At 58.5% G+C, this 24,760-nt stretch carries 19 protein-coding genes; 11 read left to right on the forward strand and 8 right to left on the reverse strand.

Annotated elements, in window-relative coordinates:
- Window positions 1-85 precede the first annotated feature (85 nt).
- The 5 genes from ACYZT2_RS20235 (at window position 86) to ACYZT2_RS20255 (ending at window position 9,524) form a co-directional block, all read left to right on the forward strand.
- Entirely contained in the window at window positions 86-1,417 is a 1,332-nt protein-coding gene (locus ACYZT2_RS20235; RefSeq protein ID WP_461966760.1) for a deoxyguanosinetriphosphate triphosphohydrolase, read from the forward strand.
- A gap of 171 nt (window positions 1,418-1,588) precedes the next feature.
- A complete protein-coding gene (locus ACYZT2_RS20240) occupies window positions 1,589-1,993 on the forward strand; it encodes a response regulator (RefSeq protein WP_461966762.1) in 405 nt (134 codons plus the stop codon).
- Between the two features lie 256 nt (window positions 1,994-2,249).
- Window positions 2,250-2,876, forward strand: coding sequence for a response regulator (locus ACYZT2_RS20245; protein WP_007895044.1), 627 nt, complete (start codon window positions 2,250-2,252; stop codon window positions 2,874-2,876).
- 8 nt (window positions 2,877-2,884) lie between these two features.
- Window positions 2,885-6,529 carry a transporter substrate-binding domain-containing protein gene (locus ACYZT2_RS20250; protein WP_461966764.1) on the forward strand — a complete coding sequence of 1,215 codons (3,645 nt, stop codon included), beginning with the start codon at window positions 2,885-2,887 and terminating at the stop codon, window positions 6,527-6,529.
- 49 nt (window positions 6,530-6,578) lie between these two features.
- Entirely contained in the window at window positions 6,579-9,524 is a 2,946-nt protein-coding gene (locus ACYZT2_RS20255; RefSeq protein WP_461966766.1) for an HD domain-containing phosphohydrolase, read from the forward strand.
- On the opposite strand, the gene ACYZT2_RS20260 is transcribed toward ACYZT2_RS20255, so the two are convergent.
- Both ACYZT2_RS20260 and ACYZT2_RS20265 read right to left on the reverse strand, forming a co-directional pair.
- Window positions 9,525-10,007 (reverse strand): GAF domain-containing protein, encoded by a 483-nt coding sequence (locus ACYZT2_RS20260; protein ID WP_461966768.1) that lies wholly within the window; start codon window positions 10,005-10,007, stop codon window positions 9,525-9,527.
- Complete coding sequence (locus ACYZT2_RS20265; protein WP_253552699.1) at window positions 10,004-10,894, reverse strand: ATP-binding protein; 891 nt, start codon at window positions 10,892-10,894, stop codon at window positions 10,004-10,006. Before ACYZT2_RS20265 ends, ACYZT2_RS20260 begins: the two co-directional genes overlap by 4 nt.
- Before the next feature lie 154 nt (window positions 10,895-11,048).
- On the opposite strand from ACYZT2_RS20265, the gene ACYZT2_RS20270 reads away from it, so the two are divergent.
- Entirely contained in the window at window positions 11,049-13,370 is a 2,322-nt protein-coding gene (locus ACYZT2_RS20270; RefSeq protein WP_461966771.1) for a hybrid sensor histidine kinase/response regulator, read from the forward strand.
- On the opposite strand, the gene ACYZT2_RS20275 is transcribed toward ACYZT2_RS20270, so the two are convergent.
- The 3 genes from ACYZT2_RS20275 to msrB form a co-directional block, all read right to left on the reverse strand.
- A complete protein-coding gene (locus tag ACYZT2_RS20275; protein WP_461966773.1) occupies window positions 13,354-13,815 on the reverse strand; it encodes a MarR family winged helix-turn-helix transcriptional regulator in 462 nt (153 codons plus the stop codon). The two genes, ACYZT2_RS20270 and ACYZT2_RS20275, sit on opposite strands and share 17 nt — an antisense overlap.
- Window positions 13,812-14,297, reverse strand: a complete 486-nt coding sequence (locus tag ACYZT2_RS20280; protein ID WP_030132313.1) for a glutathione peroxidase — start codon at window positions 14,295-14,297, stop codon at window positions 13,812-13,814. The genes ACYZT2_RS20275 and ACYZT2_RS20280 overlap by 4 nt, the downstream gene beginning before the upstream one ends.
- Before the next feature lie 221 nt (window positions 14,298-14,518).
- Window positions 14,519-14,914 (reverse strand): peptide-methionine (R)-S-oxide reductase MsrB, encoded by a 396-nt coding sequence (msrB, locus tag ACYZT2_RS20285; RefSeq protein WP_461966775.1) that lies wholly within the window; start codon window positions 14,912-14,914, stop codon window positions 14,519-14,521.
- Window positions 14,915-15,139: 225 nt separating this feature from the next.
- Here msrB and ACYZT2_RS20290 point away from each other — a divergent pair, with 225 nt between their 5' ends.
- Entirely contained in the window at window positions 15,140-16,351 is a 1,212-nt protein-coding gene (locus tag ACYZT2_RS20290) for a pyridoxal phosphate-dependent aminotransferase (protein ID WP_461973192.1), read from the forward strand.
- A 317-nt stretch (window positions 16,352-16,668) separates the two neighbouring features.
- Window positions 16,669-17,556: a protease HtpX gene (gene htpX / locus ACYZT2_RS20295; protein WP_008075669.1), complete on the forward strand. Its 888-nt coding sequence runs from the start codon at window positions 16,669-16,671 to the stop codon at window positions 17,554-17,556.
- Window positions 17,557-17,749: 193 nt separating this feature from the next.
- On the opposite strand, the gene ACYZT2_RS20300 is transcribed toward htpX, so the two are convergent.
- The gene (locus ACYZT2_RS20300) at window positions 17,750-18,406 is read right to left on the reverse strand and encodes a thiopurine S-methyltransferase (RefSeq protein ID WP_461966778.1); all 657 of its coding nucleotides are present in this window, start codon (window positions 18,404-18,406) and stop codon (window positions 17,750-17,752) included.
- Between the two features lie 103 nt (window positions 18,407-18,509).
- Here ACYZT2_RS20300 and ACYZT2_RS20305 point away from each other — a divergent pair, with 103 nt between their 5' ends.
- On the forward strand, window positions 18,510-19,277 hold the full coding sequence (locus tag ACYZT2_RS20305; RefSeq protein ID WP_461966780.1) for a DODA-type extradiol aromatic ring-opening family dioxygenase: 768 nt from the start codon (window positions 18,510-18,512) through the stop codon (window positions 19,275-19,277).
- Between the two features lie 180 nt (window positions 19,278-19,457).
- Here the strand turns inward: ACYZT2_RS20305 and ACYZT2_RS20310 are convergent, their stop codons facing one another.
- The gene (locus ACYZT2_RS20310; protein ID WP_007943712.1) at window positions 19,458-21,131 is read right to left on the reverse strand and encodes a DEAD/DEAH box helicase; all 1,674 of its coding nucleotides are present in this window, start codon (window positions 21,129-21,131) and stop codon (window positions 19,458-19,460) included.
- A gap of 434 nt (window positions 21,132-21,565) precedes the next feature.
- Here ACYZT2_RS20310 and ACYZT2_RS20315 point away from each other — a divergent pair, with 434 nt between their 5' ends.
- Entirely contained in the window at window positions 21,566-22,357 is a 792-nt protein-coding gene (locus ACYZT2_RS20315) for a crotonase/enoyl-CoA hydratase family protein (RefSeq protein ID WP_461966782.1), read from the forward strand.
- 111 nt (window positions 22,358-22,468) lie between these two features.
- Here the strand turns inward: ACYZT2_RS20315 and ACYZT2_RS20320 are convergent, their stop codons facing one another.
- Complete coding sequence (locus ACYZT2_RS20320) at window positions 22,469-23,224, reverse strand: spermidine synthase (RefSeq protein WP_461966784.1); 756 nt, start codon at window positions 23,222-23,224, stop codon at window positions 22,469-22,471.
- A gap of 163 nt (window positions 23,225-23,387) precedes the next feature.
- On the opposite strand from ACYZT2_RS20320, the gene ACYZT2_RS20325 reads away from it, so the two are divergent.
- Window positions 23,388-24,734, forward strand: coding sequence for a class II 3-deoxy-7-phosphoheptulonate synthase (locus ACYZT2_RS20325; protein WP_461966786.1), 1,347 nt, complete (start codon window positions 23,388-23,390; stop codon window positions 24,732-24,734).
- The last annotated feature ends 26 nt before the right edge of the window (window positions 24,735-24,760 follow it).

Here is a 24,760-nt window from a genome sequence, read left to right on the forward strand (position 1 = left end):
AACGTCAATAAACCTTGGCGCCCCTTGCAGGGCCCCGCTTGAACCGCGAAGCTAGGGCATCAGTCACCTGACGGAGAAACCAGCCTTGGATTGGCAAACCCTGCTTACCCGTGAACGCCTCGGAAAGCCTGTGCACAGCCCGGAAGAACTCGGCCGCAGCCCTTTCCATAAAGACCACGACCGCATCATTTTCTCAGGCGCGTTTCGCCGTCTCGGGCGTAAGACCCAGGTCCATCCGGTCTCCAGCAACGACCACATCCACACGCGCCTGACCCACTCGCTGGAAGTCAGCTGTGTCGGTCGTTCGCTGGGCATGCGCGTCGGTGAAACCATCCGCAGCGCCCTGCCCGACTGGTGCGAACCGAGCGACCTGGGCATGGTGGTGCAATCGGCTTGCCTGGCCCATGACATCGGTAATCCGCCCTTCGGTCATTCCGGTGAAGACGCGATCCGCCACTGGTTCCAGCAAGCCGCAGGCCGTGGCTGGCTGGATGCGATGAGCGAAACCGAACGCAATGACTTCCTCAACTTCGAAGGTAATGCCCAAGGTTTCCGTGTGCTTACCCAGCTTGAATATCACCAGTTTGAAGGGGGGACCCGGCTAACCTACGCCACGCTGGGCACCTACCTGAAATACCCGTGGACGGCTCGGCACGCCGACTCACTGGGCTACAAAAAGCACAAGTTCGGTTGCTATCAGAGCGAACTGCCGCTGCTGGAACAGATCGCTCAAAAACTCGGTCTGCCCCAGCTGGACGAACAGCGCTGGGCGCGCCATCCGCTGGTGTACCTGATGGAGGCCGCCGACGACATCTGCTATGCGCTGATCGATCTGGAAGATGGCCTGGAAATGGAGCTGCTGGAATACGCCGAAGTCGAGTCTCTGCTGCTGGACCTGGTGGGCGACGATCTCCCGGAAACCTATCGCCAGCTCGGCCCCCAGGATTCGCGTCGGCGCAAACTGGCGATCCTGCGGGGCAAGGCCATCGAACACCTGACCAACGCGGCTGCCCGAGCCTTCGTCGAGCAACAGGATGCGCTGCTGGCCGGCACGCTGCCTGGTGACCTGGTGGAACACATGCATGGCCCCGCCAAACGCTGCGTCTTGAATGCCAAGGACATGGCGCGCAAAAAAATCTTCCAGGACAAGCGCAAGACGCTCCATGAAATCGGCGCCTACACCACCCTGGAAATCCTCCTCAACGCCTTTTGCGGCGCGGCACTGGAGCAGCACAACGGCCGGACGCCATCCTTCAAGCACCGTCGCATACTCGATCTGTTGGGCAACAATGCGCCCGATCCTCACGGCCCTTTACACACCTCCTTCTTGCGCATGATTGATTTCATCGCCGGCATGACCGACAGCTATGCCGGTGAAATGGCGCTGGAAATGACCGGTCGTTCAAGCCACAGGTAAAAGCGTATCGATCAGCCGCGTCAGAGACGCCTGAGCGGCTGATCGAAATACTCGATATTCATTTGTATTTCAACGTTGACAGAATCGCCCTACACCTTGCGCAGAGCTGACTGATCGATTCTTCGGCGATATCGCGAAACAATCAAAGTCCCAATGCTCGACAGATGAAGCATGAAAATTCCTATGTTCAAACATGATTGGCGCATCTTGCTGGTGGAAGATCACCCTTTTCAACTAAGAGCCACTCAATACCTGCTAGAAAGTTATGGCTTCACTCAATTGACTACCACCGACAGTGCCGAAGGTGCCTTGCAACACATGCTCAAGGCTGCACAACCGTTCGATATTCTTCTGTGCGACCAATGCCTGCCCGACCTTCCAGGTCTCGACTTGATTGCATACGCCAGTCAGCGGGGGATGATCAGACAGGCAATACTTCTGAGCAGCCTGACATCCGTCGAACTGGACGAACTTAAAGCAATGGCCTGCCACCATGATCTGCCCTTGCTCGGTTACTTGATCAAACCATTGAAACAATCAGACTTCAGAAACTTGTTGACCTTGGCCTCTCCATAAAACGCAAAAAAACCAAACACACTAAAACCATGATCAAAACATCAATTCACTTCTCTAACTCAATGCTTTCGATCCCTTGATTATCCCGATCAAACTTTTGCTCTTCTTCATGCAAAACCTAGTTGATACGTAGTCCTATTCTTCTTCGATTGTAGGACTTTTCCTATATTGCCGCTACAGCGACCTCAGCTCATGCGGCCCCTCAACTATCTGAGCTAAGGTGCGCGCTTTATTTGTGCACGTATGGGATTTGATTATGAACTCCGTTTTTATTGTCGACGATCACCCTGTCATTCGCCTCGCCGTTCGAATGCTGCTGGAACATGAAGGTTACAAAGTCGTCGGCGAAACTGACAATGGGGTCGATGCAATGCAGATGGTCCGCGAATGCATGCCTGACCTGATCATCCTCGACATCAGCATTCCCAAACTGGATGGACTGGAAGTTCTTTCCCGTTTCAACGCCATGAGTACACCCCTAAAAACACTGGTATTGACGGCACAGTGCCCGACACTTTTCGGTATTCGCTGCATGCAGTCCGGTGCCTCGGGCTATGTATGCAAACAAGAAGACCTCAGTGAACTGATGAGTGCGATCAAAGCGGTCTTATCAGGTTACAACTATTTCCCCAGTCAAGCCTTGAACCCTGTTCGCCGCGATGACGCACGCTGGGCCGACCTGGAATTATTCAAGTCCGTTAACGATCGAGAGCTGATGGTATTACAGCTATTCGCTCAGGGCCGTACCAATAAAGAAATTGCCAAGGGTATGTTTCTCAGCAACAAGACGGTCAGTACTTATAAAAAACGACTCATGCAAAAACTCAAAGCCAAATCCCTGGTTGAACTCATCGATATGGCAAAACGTAACGCGTTAGTGTGAGAAACAGGATGCCCAGTCGTTTCAAGGATTATCTGATACTCATGGCCGCGGGTTTATGCCTGAGCACCCCGGTTCTCGCGACTCAGACGACCAGCGAGCACTACACCCTGCTTAGTCGCTCGACGGCTGGGCACATGGAAGTCCAACTGGATACCTCACAACGACAATGGGTTAAAGAAAAACGTGAATTGATCCTGGGTACATCTGCTCCAGATTATCCTCCTTTCGACCTGACGCTCAGCGGCCAGGACTATGAAGGTTTCACCGCCGATTACGCGGGCATCCTCGGCAACGCTATAGGGTTGCCGATCAAAGTTCGGCGCTTCGCGTCCCGAGGAGCCGCGATCGAGGCGCTGGAAAAAGGCCAGGTCGACATGCTTGGCACCGCCAATGGGTTCGAGGCCGACAATGCCGAGATTGCCCTATCCATACCTTATGCGGTGGATCAACCCGTACTGGTGACACGAGAAGGAGAAACCAGATCGCTGACCGATGGGCTTGCCGGCATGCGGCTCAGCATGGTGTATCACTATCTGCCTCTGAATGAGGTCAGGGCGCTGTATCCGAAGGCAATCATCACCTCCTATCCCTCCTACCAGAATGCAATCAATGCGGTTGCCTTCGACCAGGCCGACGTTTTTCTCGGCGACACCATTTCAACCCACTACATGATCAACAAGGGGTATCTGAACAACATCCGCATGGCCAACTTCGGTCAACACGAAGCCCACGGTTTCAGCTTTGCCGTGCAAAAGGACAACCCGGATCTGCTCGGGATCATCAACGCGGTACTCAGGGCCATTCCCACCAGCGAGCGAGAAAACATTGCCAAACGCTGGAGTGCCGGCAGCGACATTCTTCTCACCGATCACAAACTGCAACTCAGCCACCGCGAAGAACGCTGGCTGGCGCAACATCCGGTCGTGCGCGTCGTGGTCAATGAAGCGTTTGCGCCACTGACGTTTTTCGACAGCGACGGCAACTTTCGGGGCGTCACGGCGGATCTGCTCGAGCTGATCAGATTACGCACCGGTTTGCGTTTCGAAATCCTGCGCAGCCGAAGCGATGATGCGATGGTGGAGCAGATCGTTAACCATCAGGCCGACCTGATCGCCGCCCTGCTCCCCAGCGTCCAACGTGAAACGATGCTGAACTTCAGCCGCCCCTATCTGGAAAACTCCTTTGTGCTGCTGACGCGCAAAGCGGCCGACAGCCCGACAAACCTCACGCAATTGCAGGATAAACGCCTGGCGATCGCTCAAGGCAATCCACTGGTGGATTACCTGCGCAGCGAGTTTCCGCAGATCAACCTGGTTGAAACCCCGGACACATTCAGCGCCGTGCAGTTGCTCGCCGAGGGCCAGGCAGAAGGTGCGGTGAACTCACTGGTGATCGCCAACTACTTCATCTCATCACGGATCTTCGAACAGCCACTTCAGATCAGCACCACCATCGGCACCCGACAGGCAGCGTTTTCCCTGGCGACCGGGCGCGACGCCAAAGAACTGAATGCGATTCTCGACAAGGCACTATTGAGCATTGCACCGGAAGAGCTGGGCATCATCAACAACCGCTGGCGTGGCTATTCCGCGGCCTCGCAAAGTACCTGGCGCAACTATCACCGGGTGTTCTACCAGATCGTTATCAGTGCCGGCGTGTTGCTGCTGATATCCGTTGCCTGGAACGCCTATATGAGGCGCCAGATAAAACAGCGGCAAACGGCCGAACGGGCATTGAACGATCAACTGGAATTCATGCGCTCACTGGTCAATGGCACGCCTCATCCCATTTATGTGCGTGATCGCCAGGGATTGCTGCGAAGCTGCAACGACAGTTACCTGGAAACCTTCTGTGCGAAACGCGAAGACGTCATTGGTAAAGGCGTCATACAGGGCGCCCTGGGCAACGCTTTCGAAGCACGGGAATATCAGGCGGACTACCAGCGCGTCATGGCCGAGGGAACGCCGCTGATTCTCGACCGTCCGTTGCACATCGTCGACCGCAAGCTGACGATCTATCACTGGATTCTTCCCTATCGAGACTCGAGCGGTGACGTGCAAGGCATCATTGGCGGCTGGATCGACATCAGCGAACGGCGGCAACTGTTCGATGAACTGCGGGCTGCGAAAGAGCAAGCCGATGCTGCCAACCGGGCTAAAAGCACCTTTCTGGCGACCATGAGTCATGAGATCCGCACGCCTATGAATGCAATCATCGGCATGCTCGAACTGACGCTCAAACGTATCGATCACAGCCATCCGGATCGACCGGCCATCGATGTCGCGTACCACTCGGCGAAAGACCTGCTGGAACTGATCGGGGACATTCTCGATATTGCGCGCATTGAATCCGGGCGTTTGAGCCTGAGCCCGGAGCGCGTCGATCTGGCTGAAACCGCTGCCTCGGTGGTGCGGATCTTCGACGGGCTGGCCCGACAGAAAAGTCTGGGGCTGCAACTGGAATTCTGTCCTGCCAAACCACCCTTCGATGTGCTCCTGGATCCGATGCGCTTCAAGCAGGTGCTGTCCAACCTGGTCAGCAATGCCATCAAGTTTACTCAACAGGGCCAAGTCAGAATCAGCGTCGAGTTGCAGCCGACCGACGAACCCGACCGGGTCCAGTTGCAGTTGCTGGTCGAAGACAGTGGTGCGGGGATCAGCGAGCAGGATCAACAGCGGTTGTTCGAGCCTTTCGTCCAGGCCGATAACGCTGGCCAATTAGCCAGAGGCGGTGCGGGGCTGGGCCTGGTGATCAGCCGCAATCTATGCAAAATGATGGGCGGTAGCCTGCAATTGAACAGTCAGCCAGGTGTCGGCACACAGGTTCGGGTTTCGCTGAACCTGGCCACCCTGCCGACGGAACGGATGCCGGAACCTGTCGAGCCGCAAATCCACCCGAGCACTGCTCCCTTGAACGTTCTGGTGGTCGATGATCACCCGGCCAATCGCTTGCTCATGTGCCAGCAACTGGAGTTTCTGGGGCATCGGTTCAACGTCGCAGCGGATGGCAAAGCGGGGTTCGAGCTATGGAAGAATCAGCCATTCGACCTGGTGATTGCCGATTGCAACATGCCGATCATGAATGGATATGAGCTGGTCCGTGCCATTCGCCAACATGAACAACACATGCAGCGCCCTCCCTGCACCGTTCTGGGTTTCACCGCCAACGCACAGCCGGAGGAAAGACAACGCTGCAAACTGGCCGGGATGGACGATTGCCTGTTCAAACCCCTCAGCCTGACGGCCTTGAGCCAATGGGTCGAAGGCATCAGGCCAACGGTCCGCGCTCCGGCCTTCAGTCTGGAGGGGCTGCATCTATTGACGGGTGGCAACATAACTCTGAACCAGCGATTGTTGACCGAACTGCTGAACAGCAACCGCCTGGACCGCACAGCGCTGCTGGCGTTATCCGAGTCAAAGGACCGCCAGTCACTCCTCGACATTGCCCACAAAATCAAGGGCGCGGCCCGAATCGTCCAGGCCTCCCGCCTCATCGACAGCTGCGAGGCGCTCGAGCAGGCCTGCAATAACAGGCTCCACCACGATGAAGTGGCCGATTGCAGCACGTCCATGGCGCGCGCCATGCTTGAACTGGAGCAGGCATTGCAACACCAGATGGCACGCTATGACAAAAGCAGAATGAAGGAGCATTAACTATGCTTGAAGGCTGAGCAGTGCGTTAATCATCATGGAGAAAGCTGCAATGCCCAGCCCACTGCGCCCGGAGCTACGCCGGTTTCCTCTGCACATCCATATCAGCGTGATGTTCACCTTCCTGTTGTTACTGACCGGGGTGGTACTGGGCATTTTCAATTATCGGCAAACCACCCAGATCATTCTTTCCAGCAGCGAAAAGCTCTTCAACCGCATCGAGCAGGATGTCCGTCTGGACCTGCATCGCACCTATCAGCCGATTCGTCATCTACTGAGCCTGCTGGCGGACAATCCGGCGACCGAGGCGCCCGACCTTGAGCAACGCCTGGCGATGCTCAAGCCCTTCAGCCAATCGCTCAAGGACAACCCCCATCTGGCCTCGCTGTACCTGGGCTACGGCAATGGCGACTTCTTCATGGTTCGTCCCCTGCGTACCGTCGCCCTGAAAAACCTGGTCAAGGCACCGGACACGGCGGCGTATGAGGTGTGGAGCATCGAACACTCAAGCAGCGGTCAGATCCGCTCCCAATCATTGTTTTTCGATCAGAACCTGGCCCTTATCAGCCATCAGGACAACCCCGACGAGACCTACGACCCCCGTACCCGCGCCTGGTTCTCCAGCGCCCTCGGCAACCACGATCAGATCACCACCGAGCCCTACCTTTTTTTCTCCACCCACAACGTCGGCACCACACTGGCCCGGCGCAGTGGCGAGCAGGCGGTGATGGGGGCCGACCTTACGCTGGTTGAACTGTCGGCGACCCTGGCTGAACATGTGGTGACCCCCAGTACCGAAATTGTGCTGTTCGATGCCCAAGGTAATGCCATCGCTTACCCCGACAGCAGCAAACTGATCGTCGACGACCAAACCGCCCGGTTGACCAAAGCCGCCGACCTGAGCCCGACTCTTGCGGCTCTACTCACCAGCCCCCCCGAGGTCAAACGATTGAACGTCGCAGGTCATCAATGGATCGTGGCGCGCAGCAGCATCCAGGAGGGTGGCCCGCAGGGACTGCAACTGGCGCTACTGGTGCCGGAGGAGGAACTGCTCGTCGATGCCTACCGCATGCGCTGGCAAGGCGCATTGATTACCTTGGCGACGCTGTTGTTGTGCCTGCCGATGGGTTGGCTGACCTCGAGAATTCTGGTCAAACCCCTGCGTGCCCTGGTGCAGGAAGCCGATGCGATTCGTAGTTTCGATTTCAATTTTCCGGCCTCCCGTCGCTCGCCGGTGCTTGAAGTCGACCAATTGAGCGTGTCGATGGCACGCATGAAAGACACCCTCGCGAGTTTTTTCCAGATCACCGACAGCCTGAGCGCCGAGACCCGTTTCGCCCCGCTGCTGCAACGGGTGTTGTTTGAAACCGTGAAGATAGGCCAGGCCCAGGCCGGTCTGCTTTATCTGCGGGAAAATGATGACGAGCGCGTGGAGCCTCATGCGCTGGTCATCAATGGCAGCTCACAGGCATTGCCGTCATTCGCCATTCAAGGACACACGCCTCAGGATCCGCAGAGCCCTCAATGGATGCAGAAATTGTCGAGCGCCGACAATGTCGTCACCAGCCTGGGTTTCGACGAGGCGGGGGACTTGCAGAAGGTTTTGCTCGCACTGGAGTGCCCGAGGGTTCATCTGATCGGTATCCGGCTGCACAACCGTCATAACGAAACCGTCGGGCTGTTGGTCCTGCTGCTGGCCGACAGCGGCACGCAAGACGATCTGGAAAAACTTCGCCCGGACCGCATCGCGTTTCTCCAGGCGGTTTCCGGTGCAGCCGCCGTGAGTATCGAAAGTCAGCGCCTGCAAGCCAAACAGAAACAGCTGCTGGACTCTTTTATTCAACTGCTGGCTGGCGCGATCGATGCCAAGAGTCCCTATACCGGCGGGCACTGCCAGCGCGTGCCGGCATTGACCCTGATGCTGGCGCAGGCGGCCGCGGCCAGTCAGGCCCCGGCCTTCAGCAGCTATCGGCCCACCGACGATGAGTGGGAAACCCTGCACATCGCTGCCTGGCTGCATGATTGCGGCAAGGTCACCACCCCTGAATACGTGGTCGACAAAGCCACGAAGCTTGAGACCCTGAATGACCGCATCCACGAAATCCGCACCCGTTTCGAAGTGCTCAAGCGCGATGCCTGGATCAACTATTGGCAGGCCATCGCCCTGGGAGGTGACGAGCAGCCTCTGGCGCAATTGCGCAACGCGAACCTGGCGGCGCTGGATGATGATTTCGCGTTCATCGCCCGCTGCAATCTCGGCAGCGAGGCCATGGCCGAGGACGATCTGCAACGCCTGAAGATCATCGCCCAACGCACCTGGACCCGAACCCTGGATGATCGACTGGGGGTTTCGTGGGAAGAGAACCGTCGCCAGGCCCGGGCTCCGACGCCGACTCTGCCGGTCAGCGAGCCACTGCTGGCGGATAGACCCGAACACCTGATCGAACGCGCCGACAGTGAGCTGATCCCGGCCGACAATCCGTGGGGGTTCAAGCTCGACGTGCCACGCTACAAGTACAACCGGGGCGAGCTCTACAACCTGAGCATCACCCGAGGCACCCTGACCCGCGAGGAGCGTTACATCATCAATCACCACATGGTGCAGACGATTCTGATGCTCAGTCACCTGCCTTTCCCCGGCCACCTCAATAACGTCGCGGAGATCGCCGGCGGCCACCACGAAAAAATGGACGGCACCGGTTATCCCAAACGGTTGAAGCGCGAAGACATGAGCCTGCCGGCGCGGATGATGGCGATTGCCGATATTTTCGAAGCGCTGACCGCCGCCGATCGCCCCTACAAGAAAGCCAAGTCCCTGAGCGAAGCGCTGGGCATCATGGCCACGATGTGCCGTGACGCCCATATTGACGCTGAGTTGTTCGGGCTGTTCATCAACGACGAAGTCTACTTACAGTACGCCAAGCGTTTTCTCGACCCACGACAGATTGATGCGGTCGACCCGTCAAGCCTGCTGATCAAGGCTGGCTTGAAGGCCTGATCAGCAGTCGGTCAGACGCAGGAAAATCGCCGCCAGTTGCTCGATGCCGGCCTGATCTTCAGCGGTAAAACGCGCGAGTTTCGGGCTGTCGAGGTCCAGCACGCCGATCAGTCGACCGTCCTTGAGCAGCGGCACCACCAGCTCACTGTTCGAGGCACTGTCGCACGCGATGTGCCCGGGGAACGCATGTACGTCTTCAACCCGTTGAGTCTGCAAGGTGGCCGCCGCCGCCCCGCACACACCGCGACCGAATGGAATCCGTACACAGGCGATCTGCCCCTGAAACGGGCCAAGCACCAGTTCTTCGTTGCGATTAAGGTAGAAACCGGCCCAGTTCAGGTCATCGAGCTGGTTGAACAGAAACGCCGAAAATTGTGCGGCGTTGGCGATAAAATCACGCTCGTCTGCCAGCAGCGATTCCAGCTGCGCCCACAGCATGCCGTAGCCCTCCAGGCCCTGGCCGCTTTTTTGTAAATCGATCATGCCTTGTGCTCCAACAGCTTCAGCCCGACCCAATAACGGGCAAATTGATACGCGCAACGTCCGTTGCGATTGCCCCGGCCCGTGGCCCAGCGCACCGCGAGGATGTCCAGCTCCTCGTCACGCTGCCACTCAAGGCCGGCCTTGTCGGCCAATTGGCCGATCCAGTGTTCGACGACGTTGAGGAAATGCTCCTGAGTAAACGGATAGAACGACAGCCACAGACCAAAACGGTCCGACAGCGCGATCTTGTCTTCCACCGCCTCACTGGGATGGAGTTCGCCATCGACCCTTTTCCAGTTCTCGTTATCGCTTTCCTTTTCCGGCACCAGATGGCGACGGTTGGAGGTGGCATACAGCAGAACGTTGTCTGGTGCCTGTTCAAGAGAGCCGTCGAGCACGCTCTTGAGTACGCGATAATCGCCTTCGCCCGACTCGAACGACAGATCATCGCAGAACAGCACAAAGCGCTGAGGCAGCTTGGCGATCTGCTCGACAACGCGTGGCAAGTCCGCCAAGTGATCGCGTTCGATCTCGATCAGCCGCAGGCCACTCGTGGCGTGTTCAGACAGCAAGGCGCGCACCAGCGACGATTTACCGGTGCCACGCGAGCCCCAGAGCAAAGCGTGGTTGGCCGGCATGCCATCGAGAAACTGTCGGGTGTTGCGGCCCAGTTGTTCCAGTTGCCGGTCAACGCCGATCAAGTCGGACAAACGCGTGTCCAGGCTGACTTGCAGTGGCAACAGAAAACCGCTGCGACCCTCGCGCTGCCAGCGTGCGGCCAGGCAGTGCGTCCAGTCGATGGCTTGCCGAGGCGCGGGAAGCAACGGTTCGATACGGGCCAAAACGGCATCGGCGCGTTCAAGAAAAGCATTCAATCGGGAATCCACGTCTTCTCCTCGGGCACGTTCAAGGTAATGATGGCGATACAGCGACGAAACACAGCGTCTACACCCCCTACAGGTGTTTTGCGAGAACATCGGTATCCATTGATGATCGACTATGCTTGAGCAGCGAAGGGAAACGGAAGTGGTTCAACACCCCATGGATATCAAGTTCAGCCACCGGCTGTCGTACAAACAAGCCAGGATTACGGTGCTGGCCGGTTTCATTCTGGGCACGCTGCTCAGCCTGCTGCAAATAGGCATCGATTATGCCAGCGAAGACGCCTCCATCAACCGCGAAATACTGTCTTTGCTGGAAATCAGCCATAATCCCGCATCCCGCATCGCCTATAACATCGATGCCGAACTCGCTCAGGAGTTGGCCCTGGGTCTGCTGCGCTCCCCGGCGATCATCGGCGCGCAATTGATCGACAACAACAATACCGTGTTGGCCAGCGTCCAACGCCCGGGGCTGGAAAACAATGACCGGATGATCAGCGACTTCCTGTTCGGCGCTAACCGGCAGTTCGAAGACCGCCTTTACCTCGACCACTTGCCGGACGAATCCCTCGGGACCTTGCACCTGGAAGTCGACACCTACACCTTCGGCAGCCGTTTCCTGCGCCGGGCCGAAGTGACCCTGTTCAACGGCTTCGCGCGCAGCCTGATTCTCACGGGCATTCTGCTGGCGCTGTTTTACGTGATGCTGACCAAACCGCTGGTGCGGGTCATCCGCGAACTCAGTGGTCGTGATCCGCGCAGCGCAGAGCCTACTTGGCTAGAGTGTCCGACGGGGCATGAAAACGATGAAATCGGGGTCTTGGTCGAGGTCGCCAATCAGCAGTTCGAAAATATCGCCACCGAAATCCAGCAACGGCGCAACGCCGAAAACCGCCTGACCGACTACCTCTCGCAACTGGAAAACATCGTCTCGGCCCGCACCGCGGAACTCAAGGCGATCAATACCCGCCTCAGCCAATCCAACGAGGAATTGGAAGTCGCCCGCAGCACTGCCCTGGGCATGGCCGAAGCGCGCTCGGTGTTCCTGGCCAACATGAGTCATGAAATCCGCACACCCCTCAACGGTCTGCTGGGGATGATCGCGCTCTCGCTGGACGGCCCGCTCAATGCCGAGCAGCAACAACAGCTGTCCATCGCCCATGACTCGGGCAAAGTGCTGGTGGAACTGCTCAACGATATTCTCGACCTGTCGAAATTCGATGCCGGTCAGCTCGAACTCGAACACATTCCGTTCGACCTTGGTTCGCTGATCGAAGACACCGCCAACCTGCTGTCCCAGAACGCCGCGCCGAGTGTCGAGTTGGCATGCCTGATCGACCCGCAATTTCCCGCCCTGGTGCTCGGCGATCCGACCCGGGTCCGACAAATCGTCAGCAACTTGTTGTCCAACGCCCTCAAGTTCACCCGTTTCGGGCGGGTCGATGTGCGTCTTTCAACGTTCGAAGACGGTGTGCGAATCGAAGTCTGCGACACTGGCATCGGCATCGCTCAGGACGCGCAGGTCAAAATCTTCCAGCCGTTCACCCAGGCCGGTGCCGGCATTACCCGGCAATTCGGCGGGACCGGGTTGGGCCTGGCGCTGACTTATAGCCTCTGCGAAGCCATGCAAGGGCGTTTGACGATCAGCTCGGAAGCAGGCTTCGGCAGCCAGTTCTGCGTCGACCTGCCCCTGCCCTGCCATACCCGGGCCATTTCTCCGGCTGCATTGCAGGGCAACGTCGTCGCGATTACCGCTGCCAGCAGCGGTCTGGCGGAACTGTTGAGCAGCCTGTTGCCCGGCTGGGGGCTCGACTATCAGCAGCGCTCCATCGATGACCGGTTAATCGGCCTGGAGCCGGATGTGCTGATCACCGACTGCCCCGAATGCCTGTTTGGCCTGCGTCCTACCTTCACCGCGCCGATTCTGCTGGTGACCGCTTACGGCAGTTTCCTGCCCAGCGAGCAAGTCAACGCTCTCGCGCCCCTGCAACAACAGGCGCGGCCTCTGGCGCGCAATGCGCTTTACCAGACACTGCGGCGGATCCTGCAACCGGAACTCACCACGATCAACGGGGCCCGGATCGAGGCCATCTCACCCCAGCGACGCGGACGCATCCTGCTGGTGGAGGACAACCCGGTCAATCAGTTGGTGGCCAAGGGCATGCTCGGAAAACTCGGTTGCGAGGTAAGCGTCGCCGCCCATGGGGGCGAAGCGCTGGATCAGCTTGAGTTGAGCGAATTCGATCTGGTGCTGATGGACTGCAACATGCCGGTGATGGACGGCTATGAAGCCAGTCGGCAGATTCGTCGCAGCGGGCGCTGGCCACAATTGCCCATCGTCGCCCTGACCGCCAACGCCATGTCCGAAGAACGCGAACGCTGCCGTGCGGCGGGCATGAGTGACTACCTGGCCAAACCTTTCCGCCGGGAAGAACTGGCCGCCCTGCTCGACTTGTGGATACCCACTACGACGGCGCTTTGATTTGCCCCAGCAGGTGATCGAGGCCATCGCGCAGATCATTCAGGCGATCCAGATCGACGCCGCTATCGCACAACAGCCGGGCCTTGAGCGGCCCGACCTGATCGCGCAAAGCCTTGCCGACGGGCGACAGGCTCAAATGCACCTCACGCTCATCGCGTGCCGAACGCTGGCGCTGCACCAATTGCAATTGCTCAAGCCGCTTGAGCAGCGGCGTCAGGGTCCCGGAATCCAGTGCCAGGCGCTCACCCAAGGCCTTGACCGTCGGTTGCTCCGGCGCCGCCTCCTGCCATTCCCACAGCACCAGCATCGCCAGGTATTGCGGGTAAGTCAGGCCCAACTGATCGAGCATCGGCTTGTAGGCACGGATCACCGCCCGAGAAGCGGCATACAGCTTGAAGCAGAGCTGACTGTCGAGTTTCAGCGAATCAACTGACAACGTGTTCATTTGAGCAGAGCTTCAATCTCGCGGCTCAGGTCCTGCGGTTTAGTCGCCGGAGCAAAGCGCTTGACCAATTGACCGTCCTTGCCGATCAGGAATTTGGTGAAGTTCCACTTGATGCCTTGAGAACCCAGCACGCCCGGTGCGCGCTTTTTCAGCTGAACGAACAGCGGATGGGCGTCGGCACCATTCACTTCGATCTTTTTGAACAGCGGAAAACTCACCCCGTAATTCAACTCGCAGAACTCGGAAATCGTCCCCTCGTTGCCCGGCTCTTGCTTGCCGAACTGATTGCAGGGAAAGCCGAGCACCACCAGGCCTTGATCCTTGTAGGTCTGCCACAGCTCTTCAAGACCTTTGTATTGCGGGGTGAATCCGCATTTGCTGGCGGTATTGACCACCAGCACCGCTTTGCCGGCGAAATCGGCCAGGGTCTTTTGCTCGCCCTTGATGGTGGTGCAAGGGATGCTCAGCAGGTTGTCGCTCATGGCACGAACTCCGAATGGAAGAACAAGGACCAAACATAGCGAGCAATTGAATTGCGTGCAATTTAATAAATCAATAGATGTCCGCACGCACTCCTCATCGTAGGAGCTGCCGAAGGCTGCGATCTTTTGATCTTCAGCGGTCTGAAAGATCAAAAGATCGCAGCCTTCGGCAGCTCCTACGTTAAGCAAGGTACATCCGCGACCCTGCGCAACGATGCAGATTATTGGCGGGGAACGAGATCCAGGCACACCGAATTGATGCAATAACGCAGGCCAGTGGGCGGCGGACCGTCCGGAAACGCATGACCAAGGTGCGCATCGCATGTGGCGCAAACCACTTCGGTGCGGATCATGCCGTGGCTGACATCACGGATCTCGACCATCGCGCTGTCGCCGATCGGCGCATAGAAGCTCGGCCAGCCGCAGCCGGAATCGAATTGGGTCCTGGAGTCGAACAACGGCGCGTTGCAGCAGATGCAGTGGTAAACCCCGTCGACCTTGCTGTCGTTGTACTTACCGGAAAACGGCCGCTCGGTGCCCTTGAGGCGGCAAACGTTGTACTGCTCCGGATCGAGCATGGCCCGCCATTCTTCCAGGGTTTTTTCAAACTTTTCCATGATCACACCTCAGCAGCTGAAAAAGCCCGATCTGTACCTTTTCCACGGATCGGGCGGCACGTATGATTGCGCCTCGTCAAACGCCAGTCTGGCAGCCAGACCACGCGCATTCAAACAGATTATGGGTGCCGCCACTCAAGGCGTCAGGCCTGTGTGAATACGCAGGATTCCCAGTACGGTCGTTCATACGCCGCCTGGATCGTTCATTTTCGGGAACACATCGCCATGCAGGTCAGCAAATCGAACAAGCTCGCCAACGTCTGCTACGACATTCGCGGCCCAGTGCTCAAGCACGCCAAACGCCTGGAAGAGGAAGGTCATCGCATCCTTAAGCTGAACATTGGCAACCCGGCGCCCTTTGGTTTCGAAGCGCCGGATGAAATCCTTCAGGATGTGATCCGCAATCTGCCAACCGCCCAGGGCTACAGCGACTCCAAGGGGTTGTTCAGCGCTCGCAAGGCCGTGATGCAGTACTACCAGCAAAAGCAGGTGGAAGGCGTCGGCATTGAAGACATTTATCTGGGCAATGGCGTTTCCGAGCTGATCGTGATGTCGATGCAGGCCCTGCTCAACAACGGCGACGAAGTGCTGGTGCCGGCTCCCGACTATCCGTTGTGGACTGCCGCAGTAAGCCTGGCAGGCGGCAACCCGGTGCATTACCTGTGCGACGAGCAGGCCAACTGGTGGCCGGACCTGGCCGACATCAAGGCCAAGATCACCCCGAACACCAAGGCCCTTGTCATCATCAACCCGAACAATCCCACCGGTTCGGTGTATTCGAAAGAAGTACTGCTGGGCATGCTGGAACTGGCCCGTCAGCACAATCTGGTGGTGTTCTCCGACGAAATCTACGACAAGATCCTGTACGACGATGCCGTGCACATCTGCACCGCTTCGCTGGCACCGGACCTGCTGTGCATGACCTTCAACGGCCTGTCCAAATCCTATCGCGTGGCCGGTTTCCGTTCCGGCTGGGTCGCCATTTCCGGCCCCAAACATCACGCCCAGAGCTACATCGAAGGCATCGACATACTGGCCAACATGCGCCTGTGTGCCAACGTGCCGAGCCAGCACGCCATCCAGACTGCGCTGGGCGGCTATCAGAGCATCAACGATCTGGTGCTGCCGCAAGGGCGCTTGCTGGAACAGCGCAATCGTACCTGGGAACTGCTGAACAACATTCCGGGCGTGAGCTGCGTCAAGCCAATGGGCGCATTGTATGCGTTCCCGCGGATCGACCCGAAAGTCTGCCCGATCCACAACGACGAGAAATTCGTGCTCGACCTGCTGCTCTCGGAGAAGCTGCTGGTGGTACAAGGCACGGCCTTCAACTGGCCATGGCCGGACCACTTCCGCGTGGTCACCCTGCCACGGCTCGACGACCTGGATCAGGCGATTGGCCGGATCGGCAACTTCCTCAAATCCTATCGCCAGTAAGTGGCCTGTCACCGTGCGACGCTGATCAAAGTCGCACGGTGATTAATTCAGCAACATATCTTTGCACCCTGCCCTGCACCGTTGTTTCAAGCGCTGACTGACGACACGTTTCATGCCCGCGCCTAACAACGGCGGGGGCCTGCGACGCTAATTGGCTGACAACCGTTTCCCATGTCGACGTCGGAAATGCCCTTCAAGCAGCTAGACTGTTGCTGTAGGACACAGTTTGAAATAGTCACTCGGTTGAATAGCCCGGTGCAGCACCTTATATACCCCGCAGTACGCTACATCTTTAGCACGAGGAGATTTCTACAACCATGATGCGCATTTTGCTGTTTTTGGCCACTAACCTGGCGGTCGTGCTGATTGCCAGCATCACCCTGAGCCTTTTCGGCTTCAACGGGTTCATGGCGGCCAATGGGGTTGATCTCAACCTCAATCAGCTGCTGATTTTCTGTGCGGTCTTTGGTTTCGCCGGTTCCCTGTTCTCGCTGTTCATCTCCAAGTGGATGGCGAAAATGAGCACCAGCACCCAGATCATCAGCCAGCCGCGCACCCGGCACGAGCAATGGCTGCTGCAAACTGTCGAGCAACTGTCCCGTGAAGCCGGGATCAAGATGCCCGAAGTCGGGATATTCCCGGCCTATGAAGCCAACGCCTTCGCCACCGGCTGGAACAAGAACGATGCACTGGTCGCGGTCAGCCAGGGTTTGCTCGAGCGTTTCTCGCCGGATGAAGTGAAAGCCGTTCTGGCCCACGAAATCGGCCACGTCGCCAATGGCGACATGGTCACCCTGGCGCTGATCCAGGGCGTGGTGAACACCTTCGTGATGTTCTTCGCCCGGATCATCGGCAACTTCGTCGACAAGGTGATCTTCAAGAACGAAGAAGGCCAAGGTATCGCTTACTACGTGGCGACTATCTTCGCCGAACTGGTCCTGGGCATTCTGGCCAGCGCCATCGTCATGTGGTTCTCGCGCAAGCGCGAATTCCGTGCCGATGATGCCGGTGCACGCCTGGCCGGTACCAGCGCAATGATCGGTGCCCTGCAGCGTCTGCGTGCAGAACAAGGGCTGCCGGTGCACATGCCGGACACCCTGAATGCCTTCGGCATCAACGGTGGCCTCAAACAAGGGTTCGCCCGCATGTTCATGAGCCACCCGCCGCTGGAAGAGCGTATTGACGCACTGCGCCGCCGGGGCTGACAAGCTCCGCACTAAAAGAAAAGGCCCGCAGTGAATGCGGGCCTTTTTTTGTCTGCTTGAATGTTGTGGTGCTCATTCTGGCCCCATCGCGAGCAGGCTCGCTCCCACAGTGGACCAAGTCGCTCAGGCGGACGCTACCTAATGTTGTGGGAGCGAGCCTGCTCGCGATGGGGCCGGTACAAACAACACAAGTCTATACGCTGGAAACCCGATAAACGCGCTCTTCAAGCCGCGTGACACCGGCTTCGAGAAACTTCCAGCTCTCACCCAGAACGTCCTGATCTTCCAGAATCTTCAGCGCCCACACATCGCCGAACAACCGTCGCACTTCATCATCAAGCACCGCAAACGGCGGCCCGTCCATTTGCGCTTGGTCGTAATCCAGCGTAATCAAAAGCCCTAAAGCATCCTTCGGGAGAATCCGAATCAAATGAGCCGCGTATTGCTCACGCATCGCCGGTGGCAAGGCGATCAATGCCGCGCGGTCGTACAGCCCGCTGCAATCGGCGACATCGCCGGCCGTCAGCTCAAAGAAATCACCGCACCACAACTCGATCGACCCCGCCCGATAGACCTTGAACGGCCCCTGCTCACTGACGTCCGGGTCAAATTGATGCTCACTGAAGAAATCCTCCACGGCCTTTTCCGACAGCTCAATCCCCAAGACCTCATGACCTTGGTGCGCCAGCCACAACAGATCCAGACTTTTCCCACACAGCGGCACCAGCACGCGAGCGCCCTCTTCCAGCCCCAACGCTGGCCAGAACCGTTGCAGATAAGGATTCACTTCCGGCAGATGAAAGCCGATCTGATTCGACGCCCATCGTTTGTGCCAAAACTCCGGCTGCATAATTAACCCCGAAAAATTCGATCAAAAGACCCTAAAACTTATATTAGATTTAGATCAATGATCTGACTGAAGATGGTGCCATCTTACTCTCAGGAGCTCATTCATGTTCCCCAGCCTGTATATCTCTCATGGCTCCCCGATGCTAGCCCTGGAACCCGGCGCCAGCGGGCCGGCCCTCACGCGTCTGGCTGCAGCATTGCCGAAACCCAAAGCCATCGTGATGGTTTCCGCGCACTGGGAAAGCAGCGAACTGTTGGTCAGCGGCAACCCTCAACCTGAAACCTGGCACGACTTCGGCGGCTTTCCCCAAGCCTTGTTCGAAGTGCAATACCCGGCCTCGGGCAATCCGCAACTGGCGGCGGAGGTGGTCGAGCTGCTGAAGGCCGATGGCCTGCCGGCGCGCATCGACACCCAGCGACCGTTCGATCATGGCGTATGGGTGCCCTTGTCGTTGATGTATCCCCAAGCTGACATCCCGGTGGTGCAGGTTTCCCTACCCACCCGTGGCGGCCCTGCCCTGCAAACCCGCGTCGGCCATGCCTTGGCAAGCCTGCGCGAACACGGTGTGCTGTTGATCGGCTCCGGCAGCATCACCCACAACCTGCGCGAACTGGACTGGCACGCCGGCCCGGAAAGCGTCGAACCCTGGGCCAAGGCGTTCCGCGACTGGATGATCGAGAAACTCGAAGCGAACGACGAAGCCGCGCTGCACGACTATCGTCAGCAAGCTCCGAATGCTGTGCGCAACCATCCGAGTGACGAGCATCTGCTGCCGCTGTATTTTGCCCGTGCGGCCGGGGGTGAGTTCAGCATTGCGCATCAGGGTTTCACCATGGGCGCGCTGGGGATGGACATTTATCGTTTCGGATAACGTCAAGATCAAAAGATCGTCCGAACGCGGCCCGAGCCTTCGGCAGCTCCTTGTCCGCGTTCGACGACATTCCTGTAGGAGCTGTCGAGTGAAACGAGGCTGCGATCTTTTTTCAGGCACAAAAAAATCCCCGAACCAGTCGGGGATTTTTTATGGGCGATCAATCAGCTCGAAAGCGGATCAATCTTCGCGATAGCGACGCAGCTTCAACTGCTTACCGGCAACGCGAGTGTCCTTCAGCTTGGTCAGGAGTTTCTCCAGACCATCTTCCGGCAGCTCGACGAGGCTGAAGCTGTCACGCACCTGGATGCGACCGATGGCTTCACGCGCCAGACCACCTTCGTTGAGGATGGCGCCCAGCAGGTTCTTGGCAGCGATACCATCACGCGCACCCAGCGCGGTACGGCAACGAGCACGACCTTCGGCCAATGGAACCGGAGCACGACGCTCGCGATCACCACGGTCCGGACGATCACCGGTACGCTCTGGACGATCGCCACGCGGTGCATTGTTCGGCACCAATGGACGTTCTTTCTCGATTGCGGCCAGGGTCAGTGCCTGAGCGTTGGTTGCCTTGCGCAGCAGAGCAGCGGCCAGTGCACGCGGGGTGCAACCGATGTCGGCGGTCAGGCGATCCAGCAGATCACCGTGAGTCGATTCGGCATCAGCGACCAGCGGCGACAGGCTGTTGGTCAGTTTCTTGATGCGGGCATCGAGAACAGCCTGAGCGTCCGGCAGACGAACTTCGGCAACCTTCTGACCGGTTACACGCTCGATCACTTGCAGCATGCGGCGCTCACGAGGAGTCACCAGCAGCAGTGCGCGACCTTCGCGACCAGCACGGCCGGTACGGCCGATACGGTGAACGTAGGATTCCGGGTCGTACGGCATGTCAACGTTGAACACGTGAGTGATGCGCGGAACGTCCAGACCACGAGCAGCAACGTCGGTCGCCACAACGATGTCCAGACGGCCATCCTTGAGGGATTCGATCACGCGCTCACGCTGGTTCTGAGCAATGTCACCGTTCAGCGCAGCGGCTTTGTAGCCTTTGGCTTCCAGGGCGCTGGCCAGATCCAGGGTCGCTTGCTTGGTGCGTACGAACATGATCAGGGCGTCGAAATCTTCCACTTCCAGCAGGCTCAATACAGCCGAGGTCTTCTGGTCAGCGTGAACCAACAGGTGAGCCTGTTCGATCGCGGTAACGGTCTGAGTCTTGGTCTGGATCTTCACGTGTTGCGGATCGCGCAGATGGCGTTCGGCAATGGCACGGATCGACTGCGGCAGGGTGGCCGAGAACAATACGGTCTGACGGGTTGCTGGCAAGGCCTTGAAGATAACTTCGAGGTCGTCCATGAAACCCAGTTTGAGCATTTCATCAGCTTCGTCGAGAACCAGGTGGTTCACGGTAGCCAGAACTTTTTCGTCGCGACGCAGGTGGTCGCACAGACGGCCCGGCGTGGCGACAACGATCTGTGCGCCATTACGGATTGCTTTCAGTTGTGGGCCCATAGGCGCGCCGCCGTAAACGGCCACAACGGTAACGCCCGGCATTTGCTTGGCGTAGGTTTCGAAAGCGGTTGCTACTTGCAGCGCCAACTCACGGGTTGGCGCCAGGATCAGGGCTTGCGGCTCGCGCTTGGCAGGATCGATGCGGTGCAGGATCGGCAGGGCGAACGCGGCGGTTTTACCCGTACCGGTTTGCGCCTGACCAATCATGTCGTGACCGGCCATGATGATCGGGATCGATTGCTGCTGAATAGCCGAAGGTTCTTCGTAGCCGGTCGCAATGACAGCTGCAAGAATATTCGGATTAAGATTAAAAGCGGCGAAGCCGCCGGTTTCCTGGGTCATGGGTCTGCCTCTAAGTGCATCCGCAAAGACCCATGCTCCAAAGCTGCGCATGCCGTGTAAGACTCAAGAGTCGCCCTGGCTGCTTTGTCGGCGGGGATTTGCGAAAACGAATGAATGAAAAAGATTCGTCAAGGAAGAGTCCGCTGTGCGGACGTGCAGCCGAAGCTGGCTTCGGGGAATTGCGCTACCTAAACGCGGCCCGGTTAAAGGCCGGCGCGCACTATACCGGAATTCGCCCGAAAAGGGAGCTTTTTTTATCGGAAAAAACCGGCGGATACCGTTGTGTCACGGGCTTTGCGGATAATTGTGCGACGGTCTATTTTGCAAAGGCCCGGCCCTGCTGACGATGGCGCTAAAACGGTTCACTCTTGTGACGCAGACCTGCGGTCTCACATATCCCTTTCCCGCCCCTTCCCCACCCGAGGAAATGCTCCGTGAATCAGCCCAGCCCCAATCGTGTAACCCGTGAACGACACGGCCATGTCCTGATGATCGGCCTGGATCGGGTGGCCAAACGCAATGCCTTCGACCTCGACCTGCTCAACGCACTCAGTCTGGCCTATGGCGAGTTCGAGGCCGACAGCGAGGCGCGGGTTGCGGTGGTGTTCGGCCATGGCGAGCATTTCACCGCCGGGCTCGATCTGGTCAGCGCCGGAGCGGCCCTGGCCGAAGGCTGGCAGGCACCGCCCGGTGGCTGCGACCCCTGGGGCGTGCTCGCAGGCCCCCGGGTCAGCAAACCAGTGATTGTCGCGGCGCAAGGCTACTGCCTGACCGTTGGCATCGAGTTGATGCTGGCTGCCGACATCAACCTGTGCGCCAGCAATACCCGTTTTGCCCAGAAGGAAGTGCAGCGCGGGATCTTCCCGTTCGGCGGCGCCACTTTGCGCCTGCATCAGGTCGCCGGCTGGGGCAATGCCATGCGCTGGCTGCTTACTGGCGATGAATTCGACGCTCATGAAGCCTTGCATCTAGGATTGGTGCAGGAGGTCATGGCCAGCGAGGACTTGTTGCCGCGGGCCATTGAACTGGCCGAGCGGATTGCCCGGCAGGCGCCGCTGGGGGTTCAGGCGACGCTGATGTCGGCCCGGCAGGCGCGCTATGAGGGTGAAATGGCAGCAGCTCAGGCATTGCCGGCACAGGTGAAAAAACTGCTGAATAGCGAGGATGCCAAGGAGGGTGTGCGGTCGATGATCGAGAAGCGACCGGGGGTCTTCAAAGGTCTCTGAAGGATGTATTGGCTGTAATGGCCCCTTCGCGAGCAGGCTCGCTCCCACATTTGAACCGCGATTCCATGTGGGAGCGAGCCTGCTCGCGATGAGGCTCGCACATGCAACGACTTATGTTGCCGGCCGAATCGCCTTGATCAACGACTGCAACGAATACCCCAATTGCGGTGCCAAGCCTTCAGCGCGCGCGATCAACCCATCCATATTCAGTTCCTGATCCAGCTCCGATGGCACGATCAGAATCACGTTGCCCTCCTTAACTGGCAGTTCCCAGTAATGCCGGTGATAGAGACCGCGCAACAACGCCGCCCCCAACGGTCGACCATCATCGGTGGCCCACTGGTTGATCACCAGCCAGCCACCCGGGTTCAAACGTTTCTGACAGTTTTCCAGAAAACCCCAGGCCAGATGCCCGACACCCGGCCCGACATCGGTATAGAGGTCGACGAAAATCAGATCGGCCGGTTCAGCCGTTTCGAGTAGCTCCAGGGCATCGCCGACGCGGATGTACAGCCGCGGATCGTCATCCAGGCCGAGGTATTCGATGGCCAGGCGCGGTACATCCGGACGCAGCTCGATGGCTTCGACATCTTCCAGCGGCAGGAACTTGAGACAGGCTTGAGTCAGAGTACCGGCGCCGAGCCCGAGGAACAGCGCGCTTTCCGGCTGTTCGTGGCACAGCGCGCCAATCAGCATCGCCCGGGTGTAATCGTACTCGAGCCAGCTCGGGTCGGCGGTGAACACGCAGCTCTGTTCGATGGCATCACCGAACTCCAGAAAACGGTAATCGGCCACTTCCAGCACGCGAATCACGCCGAATTCATCCTGTACCTCGGCGAGCAGATGCTCGACGCGCTCCTCAGTCATTTCGTCTCCTGATGTCACCGGGCCTGCAAGGTAATAAATAGCAGCGCAATAAATCCGCGTGGGTGGCGCGGCAAAGGCGCAATTGTCGGCGAAGCGACGGGAACAGGTCACGCACTAATTGCTGATAACATAACCGTCCGAGCGTAAAACACTAGAGACTGCAATGAGCCAACCCTGGAGCCCTGACAGCTGGCGCGCCCTGCCGATCCAGCAACAACCTCAATACCCCGACGCGGCGCATTTGCTGCAGGTCGAGCAAACCCTGGCGAGCTATCCGCCGCTGGTGTTCGCCGGTGAAGCCCGGGAGTTGCGCCGTCAGTTTGCCGAAGTGACCCAGGGCCGGGCGTTTCTGTTGCAGGGCGGCGACTGCGCCGAAAGCTTCGCCGAATTCTCCGCCGCGAAAATTCGTGACACGTTTAAAGTGTTGCTGCAAATGGCGATCGTCATGACCTTCGCCGCCGGTTGCCCGGTGGTCAAAGTCGGACGCATGGCCGGCCAGTTCGCCAAACCCCGTTCGGCCAACGATGAAACCATCAACGGCGTGACACTGCCGGCCTACCGTGGCGACATCGTCAACGGCATCGGTTTCGACGAAAAAAGCCGCGTGCCGGACCCGGAACGTTTGCTGCAGTCTTATCACCAGTCCACCGCGACCCTAAACCTGTTGCGCGCCTTTGCCCAAGGCGGCTTTGCCGACCTGCATCAGGTGCACAAGTGGAACCTGGATTTCATCGCCAACTCGGCGCTGGCCGAGAAGTACAGCCACCTGGCCGATCGCATCGATGAAACCCTGGCCTTCATGCGCGCCTGCGGCATGGACAGCTCGCCGCAACTGCGCGAAACCAGTTTCTTCACCGCCCATGAAGCGTTGCTGCTGAACTACGAAGAAGCCTTCGTGCGTCGCGACAGCCTGACCAACGACTACTACGATTGCTCGGCCCACATGCTGTGGATCGGCGACCGTACCCGTCAGCTCGACGGTGCCCATGTCGAATTCCTGCGTGGGGTGCACAACCCGATCGGCGTGAAAGTCGGCCCGAGCATGAACCCCGAAGACCTGATTCGCTTGATCGATGTGCTCAACCCGGACAACGACCCGGGCCGCCTGAACCTGATTGCGCGGATGGGCGCGAACAAGGTCGGCGATCACCTGCCGCAGCTGATTCGCGCGGTGCGGCGCGAGGGCAAGCAGGTGCTTTGGAGTTCCGACCCAATGCACGGCAATACCATCAAGGCCAGCAGCGGCTACAAGACCCGCGACTTCGCGCAGATCCTTGGCGAGGTGAAACAGTTCTTTCAGGTTCACGAGGCGGAAGGCAGTTATGCCGGCGGCATCCACATCGAAATGACCGGACAGAACGTCACCGAATGCATCGGCGGCGCGCGGCCGATTACCGAGGATGGGTTGTCGGATCGTTACCACACCCACTGCGACCCACGGATGAATGCCGATCAGTCGCTGGAATTGGCGTTTTTGATTGCTGAGACGTTGAAGCAGGTTCGGCGCTAAACTGCGTCGCCGCCTTCGCGGGCAAG

It is taken from the genome of Pseudomonas sp. MDT1-85 (assembly GCF_054898065.1).

Excerpts from the sequence above, each read along its gene's own strand:
- ACYZT2_RS20240 (WP_461966762.1), top strand. The coding sequence starts at position 1,589 with ATGAAAATTCCTATGTTCAAACATGATTGGCGCATCTTGCTGGTGGAA.
- ACYZT2_RS20245 (WP_007895044.1), top strand. The coding sequence starts at position 2,250 with ATGAACTCCGTTTTTATTGTCGACGATCACCCTGTCATTCGCCTCGCC.
- ACYZT2_RS20250 (WP_461966764.1), top strand. The coding sequence starts at position 2,885 with ATGCCCAGTCGTTTCAAGGATTATCTGATACTCATGGCCGCGGGTTTA.
- ACYZT2_RS20255 (WP_461966766.1), top strand. The coding sequence starts at position 6,579 with ATGCCCAGCCCACTGCGCCCGGAGCTACGCCGGTTTCCTCTGCACATC.
- ACYZT2_RS20260 (WP_461966768.1), bottom strand. The coding sequence starts at position 10,007 with ATGATCGATTTACAAAAAAGCGGCCAGGGCCTGGAGGGCTACGGCATG.
- ACYZT2_RS20270 (WP_461966771.1), top strand. The coding sequence starts at position 11,049 with ATGGATATCAAGTTCAGCCACCGGCTGTCGTACAAACAAGCCAGGATT.
- ACYZT2_RS20275 (WP_461966773.1), bottom strand. The coding sequence starts at position 13,815 with ATGAACACGTTGTCAGTTGATTCGCTGAAACTCGACAGTCAGCTCTGC.
- ACYZT2_RS20280 (WP_030132313.1), bottom strand. The coding sequence starts at position 14,297 with ATGAGCGACAACCTGCTGAGCATCCCTTGCACCACCATCAAGGGCGAG.
- msrB (WP_461966775.1), bottom strand. The coding sequence starts at position 14,914 with ATGGAAAAGTTTGAAAAAACCCTGGAAGAATGGCGGGCCATGCTCGAT.
- ACYZT2_RS20290 (WP_461973192.1), top strand. The coding sequence starts at position 15,140 with ATGCAGGTCAGCAAATCGAACAAGCTCGCCAACGTCTGCTACGACATT.
- htpX (WP_008075669.1), top strand. The coding sequence starts at position 16,669 with ATGATGCGCATTTTGCTGTTTTTGGCCACTAACCTGGCGGTCGTGCTG.
- ACYZT2_RS20300 (WP_461966778.1), bottom strand. The coding sequence starts at position 18,406 with ATGCAGCCGGAGTTTTGGCACAAACGATGGGCGTCGAATCAGATCGGC.
- ACYZT2_RS20305 (WP_461966780.1), top strand. The coding sequence starts at position 18,510 with ATGTTCCCCAGCCTGTATATCTCTCATGGCTCCCCGATGCTAGCCCTG.
- ACYZT2_RS20310 (WP_007943712.1), bottom strand. The coding sequence starts at position 21,131 with ATGACCCAGGAAACCGGCGGCTTCGCCGCTTTTAATCTTAATCCGAAT.
- ACYZT2_RS20320 (WP_461966784.1), bottom strand. The coding sequence starts at position 23,224 with ATGACTGAGGAGCGCGTCGAGCATCTGCTCGCCGAGGTACAGGATGAA.
- ACYZT2_RS20325 (WP_461966786.1), top strand. The coding sequence starts at position 23,388 with ATGAGCCAACCCTGGAGCCCTGACAGCTGGCGCGCCCTGCCGATCCAG.